This is a genomic window from Selenomonas sp. FOBRC9 (assembly GCF_000287655.1).
In the GTDB taxonomy this organism is placed as follows: Bacteria; Bacillota; Negativicutes; order Selenomonadales; family Selenomonadaceae; genus Centipeda; species Centipeda artemidis.
Genome location: NZ_ALJR01000026.1, coordinates 32,364 through 57,526, shown reverse-complemented (window position 1 = coordinate 57,526; position 25,163 = coordinate 32,364). Strand labels below are relative to the sequence as shown.

The 25,163-nt window shown below is 53.5% G+C and carries 24 protein-coding genes; 1 reads left to right on the top strand and 23 read right to left on the bottom strand.

Annotation, left to right across the window (positions count from 1 at the left end):
* Positions 1-13 precede the first annotated feature (13 nt).
* The 14 genes from HMPREF1147_RS06345 to HMPREF1147_RS06275 all read right to left on the bottom strand — a co-directional run bounded on the left by HMPREF1147_RS06345 (position 14) and on the right by HMPREF1147_RS06275 (position 16,136).
* Positions 14-769 (bottom strand): MBL fold metallo-hydrolase, encoded by a 756-nt coding sequence (locus tag HMPREF1147_RS06345; RefSeq protein ID WP_037351263.1) that lies wholly within the window; start codon positions 767-769, stop codon positions 14-16.
* A gap of 73 nt (positions 770-842) precedes the next feature.
* The gene (locus HMPREF1147_RS06340; protein WP_009348813.1) at positions 843-1,448 is read right to left on the bottom strand and encodes a 1-acyl-sn-glycerol-3-phosphate acyltransferase; all 606 of its coding nucleotides are present in this window, start codon (positions 1,446-1,448) and stop codon (positions 843-845) included.
* A 13-nt stretch (positions 1,449-1,461) separates the two neighbouring features.
* Complete coding sequence (cmk, locus tag HMPREF1147_RS06335; RefSeq protein ID WP_009658137.1) at positions 1,462-2,115, bottom strand: (d)CMP kinase; 654 nt, start codon at positions 2,113-2,115, stop codon at positions 1,462-1,464.
* Positions 2,116-2,127: 12 nt separating this feature from the next.
* Positions 2,128-3,444 carry a 3-phosphoshikimate 1-carboxyvinyltransferase gene (aroA, locus tag HMPREF1147_RS06330; protein WP_009658129.1) on the bottom strand — a complete coding sequence of 439 codons (1,317 nt, stop codon included), beginning with the start codon at positions 3,442-3,444 and terminating at the stop codon, positions 2,128-2,130.
* Positions 3,445-3,449: 5 nt separating this feature from the next.
* A complete protein-coding gene (locus HMPREF1147_RS06325) occupies positions 3,450-4,703 on the bottom strand; it encodes an NAD(P)/FAD-dependent oxidoreductase (protein ID WP_009658184.1) in 1,254 nt (417 codons plus the stop codon).
* Positions 4,700-5,419, bottom strand: coding sequence for a pseudouridine synthase (locus HMPREF1147_RS06320; protein ID WP_304412059.1), 720 nt, complete (start codon positions 5,417-5,419; stop codon positions 4,700-4,702). Before HMPREF1147_RS06320 ends, HMPREF1147_RS06325 begins: the two co-directional genes overlap by 4 nt.
* Before the next feature lie 21 nt (positions 5,420-5,440).
* Positions 5,441-8,833: a DNA polymerase III subunit alpha gene (locus tag HMPREF1147_RS06315; protein ID WP_009658196.1), complete on the bottom strand. Its 3,393-nt coding sequence runs from the start codon at positions 8,831-8,833 to the stop codon at positions 5,441-5,443.
* A 34-nt stretch (positions 8,834-8,867) separates the two neighbouring features.
* A complete protein-coding gene (locus HMPREF1147_RS06310) occupies positions 8,868-10,637 on the bottom strand; it encodes a hypothetical protein (RefSeq protein WP_009658204.1) in 1,770 nt (589 codons plus the stop codon).
* Positions 10,638-10,663: 26 nt separating this feature from the next.
* Positions 10,664-11,374, bottom strand: a complete 711-nt coding sequence (locus HMPREF1147_RS11655) for a glycosyltransferase family protein (protein WP_369791743.1) — start codon at positions 11,372-11,374, stop codon at positions 10,664-10,666.
* A complete protein-coding gene (locus HMPREF1147_RS06295; RefSeq protein ID WP_009658183.1) occupies positions 11,340-12,302 on the bottom strand; it encodes a hypothetical protein in 963 nt (320 codons plus the stop codon). Before HMPREF1147_RS06295 ends, HMPREF1147_RS11655 begins: the two co-directional genes overlap by 35 nt.
* Before the next feature lie 108 nt (positions 12,303-12,410).
* The gene (gene cutA / locus HMPREF1147_RS06290) at positions 12,411-12,743 is read right to left on the bottom strand and encodes a divalent cation tolerance protein CutA (protein WP_009438545.1); all 333 of its coding nucleotides are present in this window, start codon (positions 12,741-12,743) and stop codon (positions 12,411-12,413) included.
* Between the two features lie 19 nt (positions 12,744-12,762).
* Entirely contained in the window at positions 12,763-14,292 is a 1,530-nt protein-coding gene (locus HMPREF1147_RS06285) for a YifB family Mg chelatase-like AAA ATPase (RefSeq protein WP_009658201.1), read from the bottom strand.
* Positions 14,293-14,526: 234 nt separating this feature from the next.
* Positions 14,527-14,898, bottom strand: a complete 372-nt coding sequence (locus HMPREF1147_RS06280; protein WP_006696188.1) for a cupin domain-containing protein — start codon at positions 14,896-14,898, stop codon at positions 14,527-14,529.
* A gap of 161 nt (positions 14,899-15,059) precedes the next feature.
* Complete coding sequence (locus HMPREF1147_RS06275; RefSeq protein WP_009658168.1) at positions 15,060-16,136, bottom strand: IS30 family transposase; 1,077 nt, start codon at positions 16,134-16,136, stop codon at positions 15,060-15,062.
* A 660-nt stretch (positions 16,137-16,796) separates the two neighbouring features.
* On the opposite strand from HMPREF1147_RS06275, the gene HMPREF1147_RS06270 reads away from it, so the two are divergent.
* Positions 16,797-17,054, top strand: a complete 258-nt coding sequence (locus HMPREF1147_RS06270) for a ShlB/FhaC/HecB family hemolysin secretion/activation protein (RefSeq protein ID WP_009658191.1) — start codon at positions 16,797-16,799, stop codon at positions 17,052-17,054.
* A gap of 6 nt (positions 17,055-17,060) precedes the next feature.
* Here HMPREF1147_RS06270 and HMPREF1147_RS06265 read toward each other — a convergent pair whose 3' ends face one another.
* From HMPREF1147_RS06265 to HMPREF1147_RS06225, 9 genes are all read right to left on the bottom strand, one after another.
* Entirely contained in the window at positions 17,061-18,632 is a 1,572-nt protein-coding gene (locus HMPREF1147_RS06265) for a recombinase family protein (RefSeq protein ID WP_037351261.1), read from the bottom strand.
* Complete coding sequence (locus tag HMPREF1147_RS06260; RefSeq protein WP_009658139.1) at positions 18,617-20,113, bottom strand: recombinase family protein; 1,497 nt, start codon at positions 20,111-20,113, stop codon at positions 18,617-18,619. The genes HMPREF1147_RS06265 and HMPREF1147_RS06260 overlap by 16 nt, the downstream gene beginning before the upstream one ends.
* Before the next feature lie 34 nt (positions 20,114-20,147).
* Positions 20,148-20,288 carry an SHOCT domain-containing protein gene (locus HMPREF1147_RS12410; RefSeq protein ID WP_315005647.1) on the bottom strand — a complete coding sequence of 47 codons (141 nt, stop codon included), beginning with the start codon at positions 20,286-20,288 and terminating at the stop codon, positions 20,148-20,150.
* Positions 20,289-20,446: 158 nt separating this feature from the next.
* Positions 20,447-20,839 carry a holin family protein gene (locus HMPREF1147_RS06250; protein WP_009658142.1) on the bottom strand — a complete coding sequence of 131 codons (393 nt, stop codon included), beginning with the start codon at positions 20,837-20,839 and terminating at the stop codon, positions 20,447-20,449.
* 1 nt (position 20,840) lies between these two features.
* Positions 20,841-21,914, bottom strand: a complete 1,074-nt coding sequence (locus HMPREF1147_RS06245; RefSeq protein ID WP_009658195.1) for a hypothetical protein — start codon at positions 21,912-21,914, stop codon at positions 20,841-20,843.
* A gap of 5 nt (positions 21,915-21,919) precedes the next feature.
* Positions 21,920-22,141 carry a hypothetical protein gene (locus HMPREF1147_RS06240; RefSeq protein ID WP_009658156.1) on the bottom strand — a complete coding sequence of 74 codons (222 nt, stop codon included), beginning with the start codon at positions 22,139-22,141 and terminating at the stop codon, positions 21,920-21,922.
* A complete protein-coding gene (locus HMPREF1147_RS06235; RefSeq protein WP_009658127.1) occupies positions 22,138-23,832 on the bottom strand; it encodes a hypothetical protein in 1,695 nt (564 codons plus the stop codon). Before HMPREF1147_RS06235 ends, HMPREF1147_RS06240 begins: the two co-directional genes overlap by 4 nt.
* Positions 23,829-24,737: a hypothetical protein gene (locus tag HMPREF1147_RS06230; protein WP_009658134.1), complete on the bottom strand. Its 909-nt coding sequence runs from the start codon at positions 24,735-24,737 to the stop codon at positions 23,829-23,831. The genes HMPREF1147_RS06235 and HMPREF1147_RS06230 overlap by 4 nt, the downstream gene beginning before the upstream one ends.
* Before the next feature lie 10 nt (positions 24,738-24,747).
* The gene (locus tag HMPREF1147_RS06225; RefSeq protein ID WP_009658172.1) at positions 24,748-25,161 is read right to left on the bottom strand and encodes a hypothetical protein; all 414 of its coding nucleotides are present in this window, start codon (positions 25,159-25,161) and stop codon (positions 24,748-24,750) included.
* Positions 25,162-25,163: the final 2 nt, after the last annotated feature.

The following is a 25,163-nucleotide window of genomic DNA, read 5'->3' as shown; positions in this document are numbered from 1 at the left end:
AGCATCTCCTTTGTTATATAATCGTCGATACCCCGCCCTCCGGGAGACAGGCTTCGACATCAATCAGAACACCATGGCCAGAGAGAATTTCCTGCACAGTATCATGTGCGAGTGCGGGGCGGTTGTTCTCCTCGGAGAGGTGCGCCAGATAGACTTTGCGCGGGCGCTTCTTCATGCGCATGAGCGCCCACGCCGCTTCGTTATTGGCAAGATGACCTCTGTCTGAGAGAATCCTGCGCTTGAGCGTCCACGGATAGCCGCCGCGCCTGAGCATCTCCGGATCGTGGTTCGCCTCAAGGACGAGCACATCCGCCCCCTCGATCGCCGCCTGTACGCCGTCGGTCACGACGCCAAGATCCGTGGCAAGGGTAAAGCAGGAAGAGCCTTCAATGCGAAATCCGCAGGGTTCCGCGGCATCGTGAGAGATCGCAAACGGCTGAACGCGCACCTCGCCGATGGAAAAATCGCCCGTCACGACATGCATGTCATCGGCAAACGCCGCTCCTCCGTCGATATTCTCCAGCGTGCCCTGCGTAGCGAGAATGGGCAGACGGTATTGCTTGGACAGTGTCTTGAGCCCGCGCACATGATCGATGTGTTCATGGGTGACAAGCACCGCATCGATCGACTGCAAATCGACGCCATGCCGGTCAAGCCCTTTCTTAATCCGCGCCGCCGAGATGCCGGCATCGACGAGCAGACGCGTCCCGTCGAGCTCGACGTACACGGAGTTTCCCTTGCTCCCGCTTGCCAGTATGGATACCTGCAATCTACCGCCCCTCTCTCCCGCTCATGATATTCCGTTTGCCTGTAAAATGTCTGCAAAATTCATATGAGTAAATTTAGGACATGCTCTTGAGGTCGTCCCGCATCGCGGCGATGCGCGCCATAATTTCGTTCGAAAACGCATCCAGAGATTCTTTGCTCTTGCGGTCGCCTTGAAAGGAAATCGGCGCTCCGTACATGATGCGAAGCGCGGGGATTTTTCCGCCGTTCGCGAAAATTCGATGCGTGTTGAGGATCGCGACGGGGACGATGGGCGCGCCTGTCATTGCGGCAATCAGAGCGACGCCTGCCTCCGGCTTTTTGAGTTCGCCCGTCTTGCTGCGCGTGCCCTCGGGGAATAGTCCTAGGATGCGCTTTTCCTTGAGCACCTGAACGGCAGTTTTGATCGCGCCGCGATCCGACTCACCGCGTTTGACCGGAAACGCATGACAGCGGCGGATGATGCCGCCAAAAATGGGGTTCTCAAACAGTTCGATCTTTGCCATGTAGCTGACGGGGCGCTCGATTAGGCTTGCCATGAGCGGCGGATCGGCGTTGCTCGCATGGTTAGCCGCCAAGATGACCGCGCCTTCTGCGGGGATGTTCTCACGCCCATAGACCCGTGTTCGAAAAATGACATAAAAGATAAATCGAAAAAGATATTGGAAAAATCCGTATACCATATGCCCTCCTCGTCTATGCGCAGAGCGCAAGAATCCGAGCGGTCACTTCCTCGATCGACAGCCCGGTCGAATCTATGAGGATCGCGTCGTCGGCTTGACGCAGCGGGGAGATTTCGCGTTCGCTGTCCTGTTTGTCACGGGCGGCGATTTCTTTTTGCAGTTCGGCGAGGTCGACGTCGTATCCTTTTTCCTGCATCTCTTTATGGCGGCGGCGCGCCCGCTCCTCGACCGATGCGCTGAGGAACACCTTAACGTCCGCGTTGGGGAGGACGTTCGTCGCGATGTCGCGTCCGTCCATGACGACCTTTCCCGCGCCTGCCATCGCGCGCTGGAGGTCAACCATCTTGGCACGCACAGGGGCGAGCGCCGCAACGCGCGAAACGATCCCGGTCACCTCGGGCGTGCGAATCTCCCCCGTCACGTCGGCGCCGTCAACGGTGACGCGCGTCCCGCCGTCCGTACAGGAAAGGCGCACGTCAATATCCGCAGCCGCTCGGAGGATCGCCGCGTCCGTGACCTCCTCGCCGCTGCGGAGCGTTTTCCATGCGACGGCGCGGTACATCGCGCCCGTGTCGATATAGATATAGCCGAGCTGCTCCGCCACGCGCTTGGCGATGGTGCTCTTTCCTGCCCCCGCAGGTCCGTCGATGGCAATAATACTTTTCATAGAACTTCCCTCCTATGCTCCGGCGAGCCGGTCTAACTGCTCAAAAAATGCCGGATACGAAATCTGAACGCTGTCCGGTTCCTCGATCTCCGCACCGTCCGCCGCCGCGCCAAGGACGGCAAGCGACATCGCCATGCGATGATCGCTGCGGCTGTGCACGCGTGCTTTGCAAATCGGACGTTTCCCCCGGATGATCAGTCCGTCCTCCAGCTCCTCGATGCTGCCGGGCGCCATTTTCCCAAACTCGTCCGCGATCGCACGCAGACGATCCGTCTCCTTGACGCGCAGTTCTCCCGCGCCGGTGATCACGGTATCGCCCTCGGCAAATAATGCCGCGGCGGCGAGAATGGGGATCTCGTCGACGAGACGCGGCATGATTTCCGCGCCGACTCGTACGCCGTGCAGCTCCGCCGTCTCCACGGAAATGTCGGCAAGGGCTTCGCCGCCGCTCGTACGCTCATTTTTCACCGCAATATGTGCGCCCATCTGCGCAAGCACGTCCAAAATACCGGTGCGCGTCGGGTTGATGCCCACATTTTTGAGGAGAAGCCGACTGCCCTTGATGATGCTCCCGCCGACAAGGAAATACGCCGCCGAACTGATGTCCCCCGGCACCGTGATTTCCTCGGGCGCTATGTAATCCTCCTCCCGCGTGACCGGATATACGCGTGCCGTGCATCCTTCGCGCTCTACGCGAACGCCGAATCCCGCGAGCATCCGCTCGGTATGATCCCGCGAGACGAACGGCTCCGTCACGGACGTGGGCGCATCCGCATAGAGCCCCGCGAGGAGGATCGCGGATTTCACCTGCGCGCTGGCAACTGGACTGTCGTACGAAATGCCGCACAGTTTCTTTCCTGCGGGGACAATGCTGAGCGGCAGATTATTGTTGTCGTTCCTGCCGTAGATCCGCGCGCCCATTTGTCCGAGCGGCAAGAGGACGCGCCCCATCGGACGGCGCAAGAGCGACGCGTCTCCCGTAAACGTCAAGAAAAAGGGCTGCGGGGCGAGCAGTCCCATCATCAGCCGCAGCGTCGTTCCCGAGTTCCCGGCGTCGAGCACGGACGCCGGTTCGGAGAGTCCATGGAGACCGCACCCCGTCACAACGAGTTCGCCGTCCGCGGGAAACTCGACGCGGACGCCAAGCGCGCGCATCACGCCGACCGTCGACAGACAGTCCGCCGCATGGAGAAAGTTCTGGATGTGAACCGGCGTACGACCAAGCCCCGCGAGCATCACACTGCGGTGCGAAATCGATTTATCGCCCGGAATCACAAGTTCTCCCCTCCATCCGTGGACGGCGGGGGCAATGATCTTCATCTCCGACATAGATTTCACTCGCTTTCCGTATCGTCGGCGCTGTATTTCCCCGCAGCATAGCCCATGGAAAACGCTGCCTGCAAATTATAGCCGCCCGTGAAGCCGTCCACATCGACGACTTCCCCTGCAAAATAGAGCCCGCGCACGATTTTTGACACCATCGTACGCGGATCGATCTCGCGCGTCTCTACGCCGCCCGCCGTCACGATCGCCTCGGCGAGCGGGCGCGTCCCCGTGATCGTGAGCGGCAGTGCCTGCAATGTTTGCGCGAGGCGATTGCGCTCTTTTGCCGAAACCTGACCCGTCGTACGTTCCGGGGAAATCTGCGCGGCGCCGAGAACAATGTCGATGAGCCGCTTTGGCAGGAGATCGATCATGCCGTTGCACACCTGCTTGCGCTCGTATTTGGAAAAATCGCGTTCAATGCGCACGCGCAGCACCTCATAGCTCAGGGCGGGCTTGAGATTCAAGTACAGCGTCAGTGTATCCGCGCCCCCGTTCATCAGCTCTGCGGCACGTCTGCTGAGACGCAGGATGATCGGCCCCGTCACGCCAAAATGGGTGAACATCATCTCGCCGAACTCTTCCGCCTGTTTTTTCCCCGCACTGTAAAGAGCGGCACGGACGTTGCGCAGAGACAGTCCCTGAACGTCCCTCGTCCATCCTTCCGCCGTACAGAGCGGCACGAGCGCGGGAAATATGGGGACGATATGATGCCCTGCATCCCGTGCCATCGCATAGCCGTCGCCCGTCGATCCCGTCAGCGGATACGACGCGCCGCCGACCGCAAGGACGACGGCATCCGCCGCGACCGTATCGCCGCTCTCTAAACGGACGCCGCGAATCGCACCGTCCGTAACAACAAGCGCCCGCACGGGCGTATTTGTACGAATCTCCACATGCAGATCGTGCAGGCGGCGCATCATGGCGTCCACCACGTCCACGGCACGATCGCTCTGCGGGAATACCCGATTGCCGCGCTCCACTTTGAGCGGCACGCCGGCATTTTCAAAGAACGTCATAACGGCGGTGTTGTCAAATGCGCGAAGGGCGCTGTTCAAGAAGCGTCCGCTGCCCGGAATGTTCTTGATGATGTAAGCCGGATCATCCCCACTTGTGACGTTGCAGCGTCCCTTCCCCGTGATCATCATCTTGCGCCCCGCGCGCGGCATCTTCTCGAGGAGCAGCACACTGCCCCCATGCTCCGCCGCGGCTGCCGCCGCCATCATGCCCGCGGGTCCCGCCCCCACGACGACGATCCGTTTCACCGCACAGCCCCCCCGGACAGTACCTTCAGCTCCCGGATCTCCTCTGCGCTCAGCGGACGCGACGCGCCGCACGGGAGATCCTTCAGCGTCAGCATCGCAAAGCGCACACGGCGCAGACGGCACACGCGACATCCGACGGCGGCAAACATGCGGCGCACCTGTCTGTTGCGCCCCTCATGGATAACGATTTCAACGGTCGTAACCGTGTCGTCTGCGGCAAGAATACGCACGCGTGCGGGCGCGGTGATACCGTCCTCGAGCAGAATGCCGCCGCGCAGCAGCCGCAGTTTTTCCTGCGTCAGTCCCCCCTCGACCTCCGCGCGGTATACCTTGTCAATCTCATAGCGCGGATGCAGGAGCCCCTGCGTCATAGCGCCGTCGTTTGTGATGAGCAGCAGTCCCTCCGTATCGGCATCAAGGCGCCCTACAGGGTAAAGGCGTGTAGAAGTATGAGGCAGGAGGTCGAGCACGGTCTTGCGCCCGCGGTCGTCGCGTGCCGTGGAGAGATAGCCGACCGGCTTATTGAGCAGGAGATAGACGCGCTCCGTTTCTTTCTGCACGGGAATCCCGTCCACGGCGATTTCATGCCGCGCAGCGTCGTATTTGCGCCCGAGCTCCGTCACGCACACGCCGTTCACCGTCACGCGCCCCGCGCGAATCATCTCCTCGGCGCTGCGTCGCGAAGCGATCCCCGCATTGGCGAGTATTTTTTGCAAACGCTCTTCCATCATTCTCCTCTATCGAATACGCACTGAAGTCTCGCCCAAAAGCGTACTGAGCTCCGCCCGTACCTCGGGCGTGCCATCAATCCAATAAGTCTCGTCCAGTCTGCGCCATCGCCCGTCACTCTGCACGTAGACTGGATGATCTCCGGTGTGTGCGGCAAACACGTCCTTCATTTTCTCCCATAGTGCGGCGCGACCCGCATCTTGGGGCGGCGTCAGATAATACGACGTCCGATAATCGTCAATGCGCCAAATCTCGTCGGCAAGCAGTTTCGGCGTCTCACCTGCCGTATCGACGTGCCCCTGCATAACCACGACCCGATCCGGCTCCAAGTCGGATACATGGGCATAAAAGACACGCGGAAATACCGTGACCTCAAGCGTTCCTGTGAAATCCTCCAAATCCGCAAAGAGCATCGTGTCGCCCTTCTTCGTCGTAAAACGCTTCGTGCTCGTGAGGATGCCGCCGACGCGCATAAGCTGGCGATCCCGCTGCACTGCCGCGGCGATTTGCCCGATTGGCTGCAAATGCGAAAGCGTCTCTTGATAGTCCTCCAGCGGATGCCCCGTGATGTAAAATCCGGTTGCCTCCTTCTCCCAGGTCAAACGCTCGCGCGGCGTACAGAGCGGAACATCGTCGAAATCACCGATCTGCTGGACTTCTGCCATGGCGTCGTCGCCAAAGAGACCAATCTGGCCACTCAGTAAATCACGCTGCCTGCGTGCCGCATCCGTGACGGCGGCATTAAGTGACGCCAGGAGATGATTGCGATCAATTCCAAGGCTGTCAAATGCACCGCATTTGATGAGACTCTCGATCGCCCGTTTATTCAGTATTCGTAGATCGACACGCGTGCAGAAATCCACCAGAGAGCGAAAAGGCCCGCCCTCTTCGCGGACATGCTCCAGCACGGCAATCGCATTCTCGCCAACATTGCGGACCGCTGCAAGACCGAATCGTATTGCGCCGCTTTCGATACTGAATGTTGCCGCACTAGAATTGATGTCCGGCGGCAGTATCCTGATTTTCATCTGATGACAAAGCCGGATATAGACGGGAATTTTATCCGTCTTATCCATAATGCTCGTGAGGACGCCCGCCATGAACTCTACGGGGTAATGTGCTTTGAGATATGCTGTCTGCCATGCAAGGAGTCCGTAAGATGCACTGTGCGATTTATTAAACCCATAATCCGCAAAATGTGTCAGCAAATCAAAGATATGGTTCGCGAGGGGGGCGTCGATGCCGTTATTCGCACAACCAGCAAGAAAAGATTCCTTCTGAGCCATGAGGAGCTCATGCTTTTTCTTGCCCATAGCACGCCGCAGGAGATCCGCCTGACCGAGCGTAAATCCCGCGAGCACCTGTACGATCTGCATGACCTGCTCTTGATAGAGTACGACCCCGAACGTCTCCTTTAGGATCGGTTCGAGAAGTGGGTGCATGTAGACAACTTCTTTTTTTCCATGCAGTCCGTCGATGAAGTCCGTCACCATGCCGCTGCCGAGCGGTCCCGGGCGATAGAGCGCGACCGTCGGGATCAGATCGACGAATCCCTTCGGCTGCAGATCCTTGACAAGATTCGTCATACCCGCAGATTCCATCTGAAACACTGCGCCCGTATCGCCATCGCACAGCATTTGTGCAGTCAGATCATCTTCGAGTGGAATATTGTCGATATCAATGTCGATCCCGTGGGACGTGCGGATATTTTTAAGTGCATCTTCAATGATGCTCAACGTCCGCAGCCCTAAAAAATCCATCTTGAGCAGACCAAGTGCCTCGACATCGTCCTTATCAAATTCGGTGACAAGAGTTCCTTCAGATATCCATACGGGAACGTGATTGGTCAGCGGCTCCTTCGCGATCACAACGCCCGCCGCATGGATGGACGTATTGCGAGGCAGTCCCTCAATCTTGCGCGCAAGATCAATGACACGACGTACCGATTCATCCTCGTCATAGAGACGGCGAAAATCCGCGGATTCCTTTAGTGCGCGGTCAATAGTAATGTTAAGTTCGCTCGGCACAAGCTTTGTAATATTGGACACTTCTGAAAACGACATTTCCAGAACACGCCCAACATCGCGAATCGCCCCTTTTGCTCCCATCGTACCAAATGTAGCAATCTGTGCGACATGATCTTCCCCATAGCGCTCTTTGACATACGAAATCACTCTGCCGCGATTGATGTCGTCAAAATCGATATCGATATCCGGCATGGACACGCGTTCAGGATTCAGGAACCGCTCAAAAAGGAGCGCATATCGGAGCGGATCAATATTCGTAATCTCCAGCAAATACGCGACGATGCTTCCTGCCGCTGAGCCGCGCCCCGGACCTACGGCAACACCGTGTCCTCGTGCATAATTGATAAAATCCCAGACGATTAAGAAGTAACTGGCATATCCCATCCCGTGAATGACACCGAGCTCGTAGTCCAGACGCGAACGAATCTCATTAGTAATTTCCGAATAACGCTCCGGCAGCCGTTCTTCACAGAGTGTTCGTAAATACGCATCATCATCAGCAAATTTTTCTGGAATTGGGTAAAACGGCAGCTGCAATTCTCCAAAGGTAAAGTCTACACGGCACCGCGCGGCAATCTTTGCAGTGTTTTCAACAGCGCCCGGATAATCGTGAAAGAGCGCTGTCATCTCGGCTTCCGATTTCAGGTAGTAATCGGGTCCCGAGAACCGCATCCGATTGGGATCGTTGATCGTTCGCCCCGTCTGTACACAGAGGAGTATATCGTGAAACTCGCTGTCCTCTGCTCTCACATAGTGGATATCATTGGTCGCAACAAGTCCGATGTCGTGTTTTTTTGAAAGATCACGTAAGGCATGATTGACAGTCTTTTCCTCAGGGAGCCCATGATCCTGTAGCTCTAGAAAAAAATTGTCTCGACCGAATATATCCACATATTCGGCAAGAATCTCGTCAGTACGCTCCGGATCCCCGCGCAGGATGGATCGCGGAATCTCCCCTGCCACACAGGCAGACAACGCAATGATTCCTTCATGGTATTGACGAAGCAAATCTTTATCGACACGTGGCTTATAATAATATCCCTCGATATTTGCGAGGGATACAAGGCGAACGAGATTACGGTAGCCGATTTCATTCTCCGCAAGCAGGATGAGGTGATAATAGCGAACACCGTCCACCTCTGCACGTTCATGTCGTGACTGTGGCGCAACGTAGACCTCGCAGCCAATGATTGGATGAATCCCTTGTGCCATGGCTTCCTTATAGAAAGCAATGGCTCCATACATGACGCCGTGATCCGTGATGGCAATAGAGTCCATCCCCAGTTCTTTCGTCCGCTGCACCAACTCCTTGATGCGGCTTGCACCGTCAAGCAAGCTGTATTCCGTATGTACATGCAGATGGACAAACGACATGTATGTTTCCTCCTCTCATCTTTTGGATCCATTCCTATATGGACTGTTTTGCCCCTATGTCACAGAATTTCTTCCAAATCTCCACATATGCGTCTTCCAAAGCGTGCATATAAGACTGCATATCCATCAGTGGGGATCGCTTCATATTCGTCCGAAGCCCCGCGTGATATGCCTCAATTAGTTTTGGCGACTCCGCCAGTTGAACGGCGCGTCGTACATAATTGATATCGTTTTCTACGACGAGTTCACGTACACCGGCATTGGTTAAAATAGACGCGCCAAAACGTGCGCCGTGTGTACGACCGCGTATTGAGATCACGGGTACTCCCATGTAGAGTGCCTCACATGTGGTTAATCCGCCGTTGTATGGCGCCGTATCAAGTGCAATATCAATATCGCGATATTGTTCGAGATAATCTGGACTGTAGGGGCGCAGCTCGACACGCGTCATATCATAGCTGAGCAGTGACAGCCGTTTCTTTAGAAAATCCTTGCCGGCATCAATGCTGCAAATTTTTCCTTTTATGACAAGCCGCGAATCATGAACAGATTCTAAAATACCACGCCATAGTAGTAAGGTTTCATCCGTTACTTTGGCAAAATTGTTAAAGCTGCCAAAGGTCACATAGCCGTTTCTGCGCACAGGAGCTTCAAAGCCTGTCTCCGGCATCGGGCGAATTTCCTCCGGCGCATAACAAAGATGCGAATGTGGCATTCTTAGGATTTGTTCTGTAAAACCTGATTCCGCTGTGGTGTCTCCATAGGGAATACAAATTTCATCCGACAAGAAATAGTCTATAGTATCTACCCCTGTCGTATTTGTATAACCGATACCGGAGATCTGGATGGGTGCAGGACGATAGGCCATAATGGGCAGCGCGTTATCCTGAGAATGCCCGGAGAGATCAACAAGGATATCTATTCTATCTTCATTGATAAGACGTGCGGCTGTCCGTGGGGATCTGCTGCGTAAATCACGCCAGGTCACGCGCCGTGAACGCAAACGATCCGTAACTGCATCGTTCCGCCCCGTCGCATAGCAAAAAACCATGAACTGCTCTCCGTCAAAATGGCGCAGCAGCGGCGTTAAAAAATATGCGACCGCATGCTCACGAAAATCCGGTGAGATGTAGCCTATCCGGAGCTTTCGATGCTCTGTAGGCAATGCATTTTCATGTGTGTAAGATGTCACAGCAACCATATCGTTATAGAGCTCTGCTTTTTGCCGACCTTCGCGCGCTCCGAGATAACGATAGTTCCGCATAAACAAGTATTTACTGTAGAGTTCCGCCTCTTCACTCGGCTCCTTAGCAAGGCGGCTGGACATCAGCAACTCATGAGCTGCACCTTTTGCCTCTCCGCCAAGATAGAACGCATCCGCAAGCCAGCCGCGCGCACGCCGAAGCATTTGATAATATATGCTGTAGGCAGGATCGTCTTCACCAAGAATTTTTGCTTTGTAGGAAAGCTCTTCAATTAGATCAGCCAGCAGAGAGATTTCGTCCCCAAGGCGAAATTCGAGTGCGGCAAGCCCTGCCCGTACCATGCGGGCACGCGGATGGCGAGGTGACACGCGGAGTACTTGCTCTGCAAGTTGCTGTGCCTCTTCAATACTGCCACTATAGAGCGCTGCCTCTGCATTGACCGCCACAGCATCGACATCCCCTTCTGCAAGTTTGTCGACTTCCTGAGCGCAGGCACGCATCCCCCTCAAATCGCCGTCTGCAGAAAATTTTGCAGCCAGTTTGAGCCAATTCATCTTTTCTTCGGCTTTGTGTTCATTCTGCGGAGGCTGCTCTTGCATGTAGGAAGCCCTCCTTTCTTTAGATTTTACACTTCGGGGTTCAATTCAGAGCCGTATTCTCGGAGGAATATCTTTTGATAGCGTTTGTAATCAGGTGAAAGCGGCTTTTCCTGCGGACAGTGGATACACCAAAAATTTTGTTCTTGATTTGGCACCACTGACTTAAAATCATGCCGACGAACTTCCATGCACATAGACGTATCATAAAAATGCCATCCTGTAAATAAATCGTCCCGCCAACGTATATCATACTGCATAGCAATGAGAAGCCCATCCACTGCTTCCACCTCAATATGGTCTCCATCCGGTTCCATACAATGAGAATCCACAACACTTTCGGATTCACAATGATGCAAAACCCTGCCATAGGTACGCAGACCATCCCACCAAACACCGGAATGCGGCAAACTACGGCACCCGATCATGCCGATAAGCGCAGTCTCCTCGTCCCGGAAGAGGGAAAAAAGATCCTGAATGAGATTCTTATTGACTACGAGCACATCCTGATGCAGGTACACCTTATATCGCGCATTTGTTTTGCGCGCGCCCTCGTTATAGCCTGAACACATTGATGATGCCCCGCGTACGGGAATATATTCGACCGATATGCCGTGCGGAACATGCAATGATTTTAAGTACAGCAGGCATTCACCATACATATCCTCATCGTTGACGCAGGAAATAAAGGCAACCTTATTGCGATCAAGTTCGGGCATATAAAATCCCTTCGTTTCCATGTTCAGCTTCCTTTTGGAGTGCCGCAAAAACTCTGCGCATCGAAGGATCAAACGCTTCTCTCGCACTATATGCAAGCATTCGAATGATAAAATCCTGCCGCCTGAAAGAATGTACAAGCAGCCGTCGGTAGAACGCCTCCTGATGCATAACGGTTTCTTGAATAAATGAAGCGAGATAATCCGAAAAAATATTCAAAGTCTCTACCTTGAACCACAGTGTTCGGATAGATTCCGGGCAGTCTACTTCATACTCGATGCGATGAATCAGCCGTGATAACTCCTGACGATCCGCCCCTGTATACATGGATTTAAGCAAGGAGAGTTCCGGCATAGAACGATCAGCACGAACAAGGTAAAATTCCGTCTCAAGATCCTTGTGTTCATTTTCAAAGCCCGCCGCAACAAGATGATCGATCAATTCGCCGGAAGCCTCACGAAGCTGTCTTCGAACGCAAACATTCTTATAAAAGGACGCGTAAAGCAGATTTTCAAACTCGGGTCGTGCAAAAAGACGTGAGACAACACCGTAATAATGTCCCTCCATGAGTTTCTGTAATACAGACCAATGTCGAATGTTGCGAAAACTTGTGAGTAAGGCTCCCGTTTCTTTCAAAAATGTAGAAAACCCCGCCGCTATGTCCTGAGGATTAGCAGCACACTCCAATGTGAGATCTGAGATGATGTAGTCAAAATAATTTCGTGTATATGGTAATGGAACAGAAAGATAGTCAAGAAATTCCCAATGAATTCCTTCAGGAAAAACGGATATTTCTTGATCCAATTCGGCGGTCACAGCATATAGTTCCGCTTGGGGAAACATCTCTTTTAGTTTAGTTAAGTAAGAGAGACTCTCCACGACAAGAATTTTCAGAGGCATCATGCCCGGGTGTAAGAACGAGAGAAGTTCAGGACGGATCTTCTCTGCCACAAACACATCTCCTTCCTAAACTGACAAATAAAAAAACATGTCATATTGACATACTTTCCCATTATACCATAATCTCCAAGGAAGTTGTATATCTGGTGGAATTTACACTCAAATTCCACCGATGAGCGGCAGTGCATAGATCGCGGGCATCTCATAGGGATGTACGGCACGGATGACGGCAACCGTCTCCTCCATGCGTTGCGCCGCAACACATAGTTCCACCTTCAACTCGGGCGCTTCGCATATCTCTCCGACCGTCCCCGCATACGGGTGCGCCCCCTCGAGCGGGCGCCACGTTCCTGTCACGCGGCTATACGCAAAACAGGAATCGTAATCGCCCATATGCCCGGCATCTACGGACTGCAGAGCCGTACGAAGCGCAGGAAGATGCGTCTCGGGAATGAAAATTTCCAGTTTGACATATTCCGAATGATTACACACGCTATTCACTCCGATATTTTTAGTCGATATTGAGACCGATATCGCTGCGCAACTGAATCGCCTCGGCAATATGTTTCGCCGCGATCTCCTGTGCGCCGTCTAGATCTGCGATCGTACGGGCAACCTTGATGATACGGTCGTGCGAGCGTGCCGAAAGATTGATCCGGTGAAACGCCGCTTCTAAAATGCCCTCGGCATCCGATTGCAGCCGGCAGTATTTTTTGATCATGCTGTGATTCATCTGCGCGTTGCAAAACAGATCGTATGACTTCAGCCGCACACGCTGCGCTTCCCGTGCGGCAACGACGCGGGCTCTTATCGCCGCCGAGGACTCCGCGCGCTGCGTCGTATGCAGGTCGTTGTAATCCACACGCGACACGCGGATGTGAATATCGATGCGGTCAAGCAACGGCCCCGAGATTTTGCGCGTGTACCGCTTGATCTCCCCTGCACTGCATTCACAAACATGGTTCTTATCTCCATAATATCCGCATGGACACGGATTCATCGCGGCTACCAAAATGATACTAGAGGGAAACGTCAGTGTTGCGTTGGCACGCGACACCGTAATCTGGCGATCCTCAATCGGCTCGCGCATCACCTCAAGCGTCTTCTTGCTGAACTCCGGCAGCTCATCGAGAAAGAGTACGCCGTGATGCGCGAGCGTCACCTCGCCCGGACGCGGAATGCTCCCGCCGCCGATCATCGCCACCGTCGAGGATGTATGATGTGGACTGCGGAAGGGCCGCGTGGTCACAAGCCCCGTATCCTTGCCGAGCAGTCCTGAGATGCTGTAAATCTTCGTAATCTCGATGGCTTCTTCCTTCGTCAGCTCCGGAAGAATCGAAGGCATCCGGCGTGCCAGCATCGTCTTGCCCGAGCCGGGCACACCGACCATCAGAACATTATGCCCTCCCGCCGCTGCAATTTCAAGCGCACGTTTCGCCTGATACTGTCCCTGCACATCCGCGAAGTCATCCGAGAAAACGGCGTCCTTTTTCTGTTCTGTAGCTTGTGGCACAGCAGGAGTCAGCACCTCTGTGCCAGTCAGATGACGCACAAGCTGTGCCAGATTCTCGACCGCATAGACCTTCAGCCCGTCAATCAGGAGTGCCTCGTCTGCATTGGAGGGAGCAACATAGAACTCCATCAACCCATGCTCCCGTGCCGTAATCGCCATCGGAAGAATGCCGCTGATCGGTCGGCAGTTTCCATCGAGGGAAAGCTCCGCAGAGAAGAGCGCACTCTGCACCGCCGCCTCGGGAATCATACCGTAGGATGCGAGGAGTCCGACGGCAATCGGCAGATCAAGCCCGGAGCTGTCCTTTCGCACATCGGCAGGTGCAAGATTGACCGTCACTCGCTCCTGCCGCAGCTGAATGCCGGAGTTACGGATTGCCGTGCGCACACGTTCCTTCGACTCCTTCACCGACGTATCGGGAAGCCCGACCAGCTCAAAGCCCGGCAGCCCCGGCGACACATCCACCTCAACGTCGATAATCCGTCCATCTATCCCGAGGGTCGTCGCACCATAGGTCTTTGCAAACAACGGCCTTCCCTCCTACGTTTCAAATATAAGAAAATTATAACACAAGATAGGGGAAGTTGCCTAATGATTCTTTGCAAAAGAAAAGAGATTCCAGGCGCTAAGTGGAGCGAATGGAATCTCTGTGGTGAGAAATCTTAGTAAAATACTGATAATAAAGTTCAACCTTGCTATTTGAACGCTCTACTACTCCCACTGGAGAATTTTCCACAGAAAATTAAGCGATTAAAATAATAGCTATTTTTCGATAGGAAAGTAGTCTGCCGGAACGGGGGCAAGGATGCCAACGAAAATGAAGTCCTCTGTGCCTGTGTTCTTCATGCCGTGGCACATCCCCTTTGCAGAGACGATGACATCCCCCTTTTCGATAGGGCGTTCCTCGCCGATTGCTGGATAGAAAACGCCCTCACCTTGAATGCAGATCCAGATATCGTCCGCTTTGGCGTGTCCGTGCGGCTTGATTGTTTGCCCCGGCTTTAGCACCCAAACAACCCCGCTCGTCGACTCCGTCGCGTAGATCGGTGTGCGCGTCGCGACATCGCCCGATTTCGCCACTTCGGCGAGACGATAACGGCGTGTCTCGAAATCGTTTGTAATCGCCTTGCTCATCACGTTTTCTCCTCTCGTACAATCATTGGTTGAAATATTCCATGTTATTATAATTCGCCATATACCCTGTTCCTCTCATATCTACAATATCGCGTTGTTTCTTCCTCTTATTGTAATCTTTCGGAGCGTTAATTGCAAGAGCAAGTTGAACAGCAAGTTTATTAAGAAACATTATCAACAGTGTATACTTCATCCAAGAAAGTACTAAACAGTTCTGCCGGTGTTTGATAGCCGAGGGCTCGACGAGGGCGGCTGTTTATCTCATCCGCTATGTTCAGGATGTCCTCGTCACGGTATCCGTCGATGTCCGTTCCTTTGGGGATATATTGGCGGAGGATGCCGTTGTGACGCTCGTTCTGGGGGCGTTCCCATGAGCTGTAGGGGTGAGCGAAGTATACCTTTGTGCCGAGGCTCTCGAGCTGCGTGAACGTCTCGAACTCTGTTCCGTTGTCAACGGTAATCGTCTTGAACACCTGGCTGAAACGTGCCTCTCCATATTCCGCTTTCAAATGGGCGATGGCTTCTTCGATACCGGCACACGTGCGCCCCGAAATGCGGATTGCGATGTAGTCCTGTATCACCTTTTCCACAGCGGTAAATACGGCCGCGCCGCGCCCTTTTCGCGGTCCGACAACGGTGTCGGCTTCCCAGTGTCCGATTTCCGTGCCTTCGTCCACAATGGCAGGACGATCCTCTATGCTGCGCCCTTTCAGGCGCTTGTTCTTGCGGTTTCGCAAGCGCTTGCGCTTTCGTCCGAGCGCTTGCGGGACATCGAACAGCGTCAACGGAATCCTGCCCGCCCACAGCATATTGTAAAGCGTCTTGGTGCATGGGATGCCTTCCTCGTCGAACCGTTTGTTCGCCCTGGCATCCCCGACGCACATATCGATCGACCACTTGTCCTTGCGTATTTTTTCGGTCATCCAACGCAGGAACGGAGCACAGACTTCGCCGTCAACCTTGTACGGTCGTTTGGAACTCTTTCGATGCGCGAGGTAAGCCTGCTGCCCGCGTTTTGCCGTATATTGCTGAGACCGCCCGCGAGCAGATCGGCGTTCAGGCGTCCCACGTCTAAGCTCATAGTGGATCGTTGTGTGCGAGCATCCAACCCGTGCGGCTATGGCGCGAAGCGAGAATCCCTCGCGGTGAAGTGCCTGTATTTGCCCTCTTTCATCAAGAGTAAGGTGCTTTCCCGATTTACGAACGACCTCCGTTGTGGTAGAATGGGTGTGATCCATAGTGATTGCTCCTTTGCTGATGTTTTGTAGCAGAACCATTATAGCACGGGAAGTCACTATGGATTTTGTTTAGCTGTTCAACTTCATTTTACAACGAACAAACGTTCCATATCCACTCAAATGTCGCGTATAAAAAATTGTTACATGAGGACAAAATAGTCTACGTACAACAATCAGATTTTCATAGGATAGGACAGTTTGTGAAAAACAGAGACTTCCCTCTTAATGCATCAAATAAAGAGACACAAGTATGGGCATCTGGGCGTTTTCCCATATTCGTATCCCCTTGTTGTTTATTTACGGCGTTCATTCCGGTGCTTTTTCCAGTAGCATGAGATATCGCTCGAAAATGCGTCGCAGTATTTTTTTCACAGCCTGAAGACCTTGTGCACCAGTACAAGTAGTCTGGTTCCCCCCAACGCGTTCTCACGCCCATTAATGAGAAACCATCAAAATCCCCAATCTATCTTGATCTGCTCAATCCCCCTTCTACTTGTATGCTCCAATTCATACACAGAACACTCCTCTACATGCTCAGAAACCGAGCAAGATTCTCCTCCCATTTCTGCTGGAATATTTTCGCGACCTCTAGGTGTTTCCCACACACAACCATTGGTATCTTCCCGCAATTACCGTGGGTGGACAGATGGGAACGAACGGATGGTATTTAGAAATGAGCTCTCGACACGGTTTCCGAAGCAAAAGGCAGAACTCTATCTGGGGCTTGATATCGGCGCGGTCTACGGCTATGGCACGGAGGTCTACAATGGGCACGTGATTGCGGGCACGGTACTCGGGCTGCCCGGCGCGATGGATGCCCTCTCCTATGACGTATTCGCCGCCGCACCCATACAAAAACCCGAGAGTTTCCGTACGCTGGATGTGACGTATGGATTCTCCCTCGGGGTGAAGTTCTAGAAAAAGTTATTCTCCAACACCAATCTCAATCCCGCCCTTGAAAACAACGACCACCTCGCCATCCTTCTTGACCTCAATGTGATCGAGCAGCCCGCCCCATAGCTCCTCATCAAACGCAACCTGCTCCCCGTCGATACCACATACCGCTTGAATCATGCCCTCCAAGTTGTTTCTCTTACTCTCCCTCTCGGCAATTCGCTCGTCCAAACTCGCCAGATGCCCCTGCTTTTCCACATAGAGTCTACGAATCTCATTTTCCTGCTTCAAATACGCCGTCTGATCTTGTGCCACCCGTGCATTCTCACGAATCAGGTTTTCTAGCTGTTCTGTCAAAACACGAAGTTCCTGCTCTGCCCTATCGTGTTCCTCGATCAGTTCCTCCGTCCGGCAAATGCCGTCAATCAGAGACCGAAGTTCCACAATCACATTCTCTTTGACTTCTACCAAGGAGTTCAGAGCCTTGACAAAAATTCGTTTGATTTCCTCTTCTGTGAGATGCCTCGTGCTGCACGGTTTCCCTTTGTGGGCATATTTCTTGTTGCAGCGATAGATGACTCTGCGGTATTTGTCGGTCGAGTGCCAGACCTTCGCGCCATACCAACCTCCGCAGCAGCCGCATTTGATTTTGTTCGAGAAGATGCTCACGCTGCTGTGCTTACTGCCGTTTTCCCGCGCCTTAATTTCTGTCTGCACAAAATCGAACAAGTCCGGCGGGATAATCGCCTCGTGATGTTCCTCCACATAATACTGCGGAATCTCACCCGTATTCTTCCGTCTCGTCTTATCGAGGAAGTCCGCCGTATACTCTTTCTGGATCAGCGCATCGCCACGATACTTCTCGTTGGTGAGGATGGAGCGCACTGTGGAAATGTACCACTTGTCCTTTCCCGATGGGGATTTGAGGCCGCGCTTCTCCAGTTCCTTGGTAATCGCATAGAAGGATCGCCCGCCAAGGAAGAGTTTGTAGATGAGCTTGACCACTTTCGCCTGTTCCTCGTTGATTTTGAAATCCTTGTCATAGCCGAGAAACGCGCTGTAGCCCACACTGGTCTTGCCCTCGGCGAACTGCTTGCGCTTGCCCCATGTGGTGTTTTCCGAGATGCTGCGGCTCTCCTCCTGAGCCAGGCTGGACATAATCGTTATAAGGAGTTCTCCGCGTGTGTCGAACGTCCAGATGTTCTCTTTTTCAAAGTAAATCTCTACGCCGTTTTCCTTGAGCTTTCGGACGTTCTGCAGCGAATCCACAGTGTTCCGCGCAAAACGGCTGACGGACTTTGTAATGATAAGATCAATCTTGCCTGCAAGGGCATCCTCGATCATCTGGTTGAAGCCGTCACGCTTCTTTGTGTTGGTGCCGCTGATTCCCTCGTCCGAATACATGCCGACGAAATCCCAGTCTGCACGGCTTTCGATGTAGTTCTTGTAATGCGCCATCTGCATTTCGTAACTGGAAGCCTGTTCTTCATGATCGGTCGAAACTCTGGCATACCCCGCCGTTCTGCGCTGCCTTGGTTCTGCCGTAACCTCAGAACGAAAGATTTTAGGGCTTGCTGGGATGACTCTTACTGTCTTTGCCATCGGTATGCGCCTCCTTCTTTGAGTTGAAATATGACCTCATCGTCGGATATGGTGATCCGCTCGACGTTCTGCACAATCTGCCCTTCGCAGGAGTCGCCGAAGAAGGATGCCGCAGCGTCCCTTAGCTCGGATTCGGGCAATCTTCTCAGTTGGCATTTTGTGCGTGGCTGACTGCACGCCCACACCTTATTTCCCTTCGTCCAAGTGTCACGCTCACATTTGCTGCCGCAGGAGGCGCAGTACACTTTGTTGGTGAAGGGATTGCTGCCGCGCTGCCCGTTATAGATGCGGGCAGTCTTTTTTATGCGGCCATTTGTTAGGTGAAACTCTACGCAATCAGCGTGAATCACAATTTTTGAGACTTTGCGTCTGAGTTCTGTGGCATCGAAATTGTTCTTCTCCATGACGGCTCTGACCGCAGCCACAAGCTCCTCCTCCTTGATCGGACGACTGTCACAGGATTCTCTGCCTTTCCGCTCTCTTGTGTTGCAGCCCCATCGTCTGTACTTCCCTGCAGTTCTTCTGCTGAAGCCGCCTCCGCAGCATCCGCATTTCACCATTCCGGAAAATGGAAGAAGAACAGGATTCCGATTCACAGCCCGTTCGGCCCTCAGTTTTCGCATCTCCTGTGCCTTGTCGAAATCTGCCTTTGACACTAGAGGCTCGAACACTCCATCCACAAGATACATTGGAAGTTCACCTTTATTCCGTTTGCGGACACGACCCTCGTTGATGTAGTTCTTCTGCAGTGCCATCGTGCCCGTATAGGAGATGTTGGAGAGAATATCCTTTACTGTGGTCTGCTCGATTGGTCTCCCCTGCCGCCCCGTGATTCCACGTCCCGCGAGACTCTTCGCGATGGCGTAGGCAGATTCCCCGGCAAGGTATCTGCGGTAAATTTCCTTGACGATCTTGCCCTCAGCAGGGATAATGCGAAACATCTCACCGTCCCATTGGTAGCCGTACGGTGCTTTATGCCCGTTCGGAATCCCCTCTGCGAACCGTCGCCGCACGCCCCACCGAATGTTGTCGCCGATGCTTCTGCTCTCTTCCTGTGCAAAAGATGCGAGCAGCGTCAAGAGGAGTTCTCCGTCTTCGGATGTGGAATCAATGTTCTCGCGCTCGAAGCGGACGGCGATCCCCTTCTCTTTCAACTGTCGGACGGTATGAAGGCAATCCACGGTGTCACGGGCAAAACGGCTGATGCTTTTGACGAGTACCAGATCAATCTTCCCGGCATCGCAGTCCGCAATGAGCCGCTTGAACTCCGTCCGATGCGTGGTACTCGTGCCTGTGATACCTTCATCTGCGTACACGCCGGCGTATTCCCATGTGGGATTCTTCTGGATGAGAGTGCTGTAGTGACTGACCTGCGCCGCAAGAGAGTGGTGAAGCGTATCCACAGAAACACGGGCGTATGCCGCCACACGCAGCTTCGGCTTGAGCGTGGTATTTTGAGGTTTGAGCTTATGAATCTTCAAGGCAATCCCTCCTTTCCACTCCCATATTCCCGTACTATCCGCACGATAGCAAGTCAATATCTGAAAATAGAAGCCCGATGACGGGACGATATTTCTCGCGCATTTTCGCTTCAAACGCAAGATACTCGTCCTCTGACAAAAGCCCGCTCTGAAGCATTTTCCATGAAGCACGCATTACCATCTGATACGTCATTTCCCGTATGCCTTCTTCCCTCGTCATTTCATTCCATCTCCCTTCATGGTACAGCAGACAAAAACGTCTCTTGTGGTCACCTTTTCGGGCAAAAAAATAACCCGACGATAATTCGCCGGGCGTTGAAGTTGTTATGTATCCTACTGATTTTTAAGGCTGTGCATCATGTCCTGCAATTTCTGTGGGACGGGAAGCCCCATCCGTGCTGCGTTCTCGATGATCGAGATCCCCTCATTCGAGATGTAGAAGAAGATTACGGCAGAGCGCAGGACGCATCCGCTCCCGATGATGTGGGTATCGAGGACATTCGCCACGCCCACAAGGGTAAAGATGCAGACCTTCTTGCAGATCCCCTTGAAGCCTATCGCACTGGACAGTTTCTTTTCCACAATCGCACGGAGAACTCCCGTGATGTAGTCCGTTGCCACAAACACAACGAGGGCATAGAGCAGATCGTCGAAGCTGCCAAGGAACTCACCGACCACGATGCCAATGCCCGCCGCATACAGACGTATTGTCAAAATCTGATCCATATCAGACCCCTCCTGCCTTTTTCCATTTATTGAGATTGCTCATCCTGCGCAGACGGTAGTTGTAGCATCCGCGCATCAGTTCCGTAAGCTGACCGTCTTCCCATAAATATAAGGGCGATCCCGTGCTGACCAGGCATTTCCCCTGCCCCAGAGGGCAGAGACTTGTGCGGGCAGTCGGATTCGTTTCCAGTTCCATGAGCAGCTCGTCCTTTGCACTGTAAATCTTTGAAATATACTTTTTCCCGGAGATAAGGTAATCCAGATTTGCGGGAAAGCGCATATACATTCCGTCATGGAGCGGATAGCGGACACTGTAATCCTGTGCGCTCCATCTGCTTTCCGAAGTATGGGATTCCCCTGTAACAGAGTCTTTTGACGTTGTTTTGGTTTTCTCCATCCAAGGTTCCATGTTCTGACCGTCGAAGAACACATAACGGTCGGTGCTGACATGGCTTCCGTCTCCCCCATGCTCTGATATGGAGTGCCATATCATCACTTTGAAGTTCCCAGCTTTATCCACCCGCCCGCCTTCTGTTTGACAGCTATAGAGGTCAGTGGGACCGGATACGGCGGGAGCACCAAACATCTGCACAAGATCGTATGCGGCAATAATCTCTCCGTTGCGTTTGACAGAGAGAACACTGTCACGCTGATCTGCCCCAATGAGCGGGAACACGAGAACATTCACAGCTTCGAGGGTATAAAGATTCCCTTGCTCATCCATTTCGGCATCGAGCATTCCATAGCCTGTAACATACGCGAAGTAGCGATTGCTGTTGACCATCCATATATCCTCTTTGGAAAAGCCGAGCGGATGAATTTTTCCTTTTGCATAGTACGAATGGAGCATCTGGTTTTTTTGATCCTTCCACTTTATTTGGAGGAGCGGTATGCCGGAAAGGACATTCGTCGGAATGTAGCTGTTGCCGCCCTCGGATTCATGCCCGTAGACGCAGCGACCGTCCGTCCAGACCCACTCTCCCTCACGAACCGTTCGATTCCCTATGCAGGTAAGCCACGATCCGTCAGCAAGCACCTTATTCCCGCGCACAGCTTTCACCATCGCCCTGTGCATACACATCACGCTCCCACGATAACGGCGATACCGCCCTTTGAAATCTGTACCCACACTAGACTGCCGTCTGACGTATTGCAGTCCACTGCCGCACGAAATGGATACGACCGCTCGCCGATATGAACACGTCCATTCTGAATCCTGCCGCGCTGTGCCTGTGATTCACCCGTCCGTGCGTTCTTTATCCCCGCCCGTATTGCTGCCGCAAGTCCAAGAATGCCATTCATCCGTACCACCTCACCATCTTGATTGTCTGCCGCAAAAGGCGCGGCGTGAGTTCCACTGTGTTTGACTGCAAGAAATACTCATGTCCCTCGAATCGGATGCGCTCGGTAAAATCGACGACGTGGTCAATGTCGGAAACGCCGCAACGAATCCGTGCGCGAATCTCCACCGTAACAGTCTCCTGTGTCCTGCGGTTCAGCCATTCGATTTCCCGCGTCAGTGCCCGTAAATACTCCGTACCCACAACGGGAAATTCTGTGTCGATGAGCGAGGAATATGGGAGTTCCCCATTTCCCCTGTACTGTGCGCCGAGACTGAGGTTCGACTGCTCTATCGTGAACTGACTCGCCTTGCCGCCGGGCTTTCCCTGCGACAAACTACTCCCCTCCAATGCGCCATCGACATAAACCGTGGTTGCGTACCATCCATAACCGAGCGGTGCATGATAGGTGATGCGCTCCGTGCCCTTCTCTCTGTTCCAGTCCTCCCAATCGTATTCTGTGTGTTTCTTCCCGTCATTGACCGCCTCGGTGGTACGCTCCCACTCCTTGAAGAGATACACGTCACGCCCTGTGGAGGCGTATGCGTAATCCGTGCGGCTTGTCGAGCCGTCCACATTGTGTGTGCGTTTTTCGGCAAGATACTCCCCGTCATAGGAATAGGTGCTGTAGCCGTTCTCATTTGTCTCGCGAACGAGGAAACCATTATAGTAAGTGCGGCTGATCTCTTTGAATGAAATCGTGCCAGTGAAAGGGATAGGTGCAGTATCCTCCTCGTTGTGCGCTCCACTTTCAAGATTGTTATTCGCGCTGTGCCAGACAGAGCGCACGAGTTTCCGTTCGATAGTCGGCTGCGCGTGCGGCCAGTGCGTGATGTCGACAACGGATTCCTCCATCCCGCGCTGAATGATATGGAGCGTGTCGCCCCGTATGAACACATTGATCTGCCGCTGCGGCAGTTTTGCCGTCCATCCGAACAGTGCGGAGATAAAATCATGGTAGGTCATGCCGCTGCCCTCAAAGTTCTGCGACGGCGTGAAATCATCGGTCAGACGATGCAGCCGAAGCCCAAGTGCCGCCGCGATCTCCGCAGCATAGCGCGACACCTTCGCCCGCTCGACGTAGATATGGACGGACGTGTAGAGGAGCGTGTCCTTACTGTACGTTCCCTTGACGGACTGCACGATGCCACGCTGACTCGTTTCCTCCACGAGAAAACGGAAGGCATAATCCAACACGCGCCCCTGAACGCTGTCGCCGATGGAAAGCGGCTGGACGGTTTCGAGTTGGATATTGTCGGAAAGCGTAAGCTCGCCGAGTGTCACGGAGAAGGAGCGAATCCCCCGCTCCTTGAACTCTGCGTAGGTAAGCGTATGAGGAATCTCGATTTTCGTGTCTGCAAGAATCCGTGACTGCTTGACGAGAGTCCGCTTCGTATCTACGAGAACTGTACCACAGTGACCAACGCGCCGCTCGGTGTCGCCCGTTACCGTGATTTTCTTGACGATCCGAATGTCACGCAGGGTATCTGCACGCATGGCGATGGATGTGTTGAGACGGCGCGACGTATCTCCGCTCACCTGCACGGGCTGACGGAATACGGGAATCACCGTGGCGTATATGACTGGTTTTAGGTGAACGCGCCCGAACGGCAGCCATGCGATGCAGACGGCGGGTTTCAGCTTGATGCTCATGTTCCCGCTCTCCATCCGAACTGCCGCCCCGTGAGTTCTTCAATCGTCATGGAGACAGTGCGCGTGTCCATCACAACTGATGTTGGATTCTGTTCGGCGATATGTCTACCGTGTTCCGTGACAGTCCCTCCGCTCTTTTCAATCGCCGTCAAAGCGCACAGTCCTTCTGCCGTGCGGTAGGCAGGATTTCCGATAAGAGAAATCCCCGTCACACGCGAATCCACTCCGTACTGCGTGGATAGGGCGGCAACATCCACAGATTGCAGAATCTCCTGATTCGCAGCCGTCGCCTCATAATTCCCGTCCCCACAGTCGATCATGTTCGTCTGTGTTGCCTTTACAGGCAGCATGATGACCTGCTCCCGTGGGCTGATCTCTTCATCCGAGAGGATGAGATTTGAGATAAGGACGTCCTCTGTTCTGCTGTAAAGCGTTATGGTCTTTTCACTGGAACTGTAGGCGTACCAAAAAGAGCAGTCCTGCTTGTTATAAACCTCACGTTCGTTCAGGATTGCCCGAAAGATACCGTCATTGTTCTGCCCCGGTTTGACATGAAACCACAAGGTATTGACTGCATTTACACGAATGCTGTCGGAAGTTGCAATGGTATCGTTATTGTTGTTTCCCTTCATGCGCCACCTGCTCCAGGACGTTTCCGCGCTAACGATGATGTAGCCACCAATTGCAAGGGTAAGTTTGGCACGGTCTGCATTCTCCGGTGCTTTGAAGTACAGATCCAGTTTCCCGTAAAGCTCTGCAGGGAATTCTGAAATCGTCAGCCCTTTGTCACTGGTCGGCTGCCAGAAGGATATGCCTGTTTTGCTGTACTGCTCCCCTGTTACCGTCGTGCCACCACCAACTGAGAGCAGCTCCGCATAGCCCGGATTGATGTATTTGAACGCCATACAAACCTCCTCAGTCCGACACAAGCAGCCCCTCTGCCTGAATGTCTACGCTCGTATCCTGCTGCGGCTGTTCATCTGCACTGCTGAGTGCCTTGACCCAGAAAATCGTATTCTTATCAGCAACATTGGATAATGAGATACTGTCTTTCCACTCGGCGGACTCCAATACCGTTTCGGCAGTGTATCCGTTATGCAGAGCGATCTTCCACTTGTTCGCATGAGCACCGACAAACTTGATCGTCAGTTCCCCGTCGATGTGGAAGCCGCTCTCGCACCGCACGGCACATTTGACGGCGTTCTGCTCGCCCTTGCCCGCATCGAGCAGGACGGAGATGGGCGCAAGTTCCGTGCCGGAGCTGACCTCCGTCCCGTCCTTGCCGCCCACGGTCGGATTGTTCATATAGATATGCAGCAGTTCTGCCATTG

Coding starts and splice junctions, on each gene's coding strand:
- HMPREF1147_RS06315 (WP_009658196.1), bottom strand. CDS start 8,833: ATGTCGTTTGTCCATCTGCATGTACATACGGAATACAGCTTGCTTGAC.
- HMPREF1147_RS06250 (WP_009658142.1), bottom strand. CDS start 20,839: ATGGATCAGATTTTGACAATACGTCTGTATGCGGCGGGCATTGGCATC.
- HMPREF1147_RS06265 (WP_037351261.1), bottom strand. CDS start 18,632: ATGGCAAAGACAGTAAGAGTCATCCCAGCAAGCCCTAAAATCTTTCGT.
- HMPREF1147_RS06225 (WP_009658172.1), bottom strand. CDS start 25,161: ATGGCAGAACTGCTGCATATCTATATGAACAATCCGACCGTGGGCGGC.
- HMPREF1147_RS06340 (WP_009348813.1), bottom strand. CDS start 1,448: ATGGTATACGGATTTTTCCAATATCTTTTTCGATTTATCTTTTATGTC.
- HMPREF1147_RS12410 (WP_315005647.1), bottom strand. CDS start 20,288: ATGCGTGCTTCATGGAAAATGCTTCAGAGCGGGCTTTTGTCAGAGGAC.
- HMPREF1147_RS06235 (WP_009658127.1), bottom strand. CDS start 23,832: ATGAGCATCAAGCTGAAACCCGCCGTCTGCATCGCATGGCTGCCGTTC.
- HMPREF1147_RS06240 (WP_009658156.1), bottom strand. CDS start 22,141: ATGAATGGCATTCTTGGACTTGCGGCAGCAATACGGGCGGGGATAAAG.
- HMPREF1147_RS06310 (WP_009658204.1), bottom strand. CDS start 10,637: ATGCAAGAGCAGCCTCCGCAGAATGAACACAAAGCCGAAGAAAAGATG.
- HMPREF1147_RS06230 (WP_009658134.1), bottom strand. CDS start 24,737: ATGGCGTTCAAATACATCAATCCGGGCTATGCGGAGCTGCTCTCAGTT.
- HMPREF1147_RS06245 (WP_009658195.1), bottom strand. CDS start 21,914: ATGCACAGGGCGATGGTGAAAGCTGTGCGCGGGAATAAGGTGCTTGCT.
- cmk (WP_009658137.1), bottom strand. CDS start 2,115: ATGAAAAGTATTATTGCCATCGACGGACCTGCGGGGGCAGGAAAGAGC.
- HMPREF1147_RS06270 (WP_009658191.1), top strand. CDS start 16,797: ATGGTATTTAGAAATGAGCTCTCGACACGGTTTCCGAAGCAAAAGGCA.
- HMPREF1147_RS11655 (WP_369791743.1), bottom strand. CDS start 11,374: ATGGAAACGAAGGGATTTTATATGCCCGAACTTGATCGCAATAAGGTT.
- HMPREF1147_RS06275 (WP_009658168.1), bottom strand. CDS start 16,136: ATGGATCACACCCATTCTACCACAACGGAGGTCGTTCGTAAATCGGGA.
- aroA (WP_009658129.1), bottom strand. CDS start 3,444: ATGTCGGAGATGAAGATCATTGCCCCCGCCGTCCACGGATGGAGGGGA.
- HMPREF1147_RS06280 (WP_006696188.1), bottom strand. CDS start 14,898: ATGAGCAAGGCGATTACAAACGATTTCGAGACACGCCGTTATCGTCTC.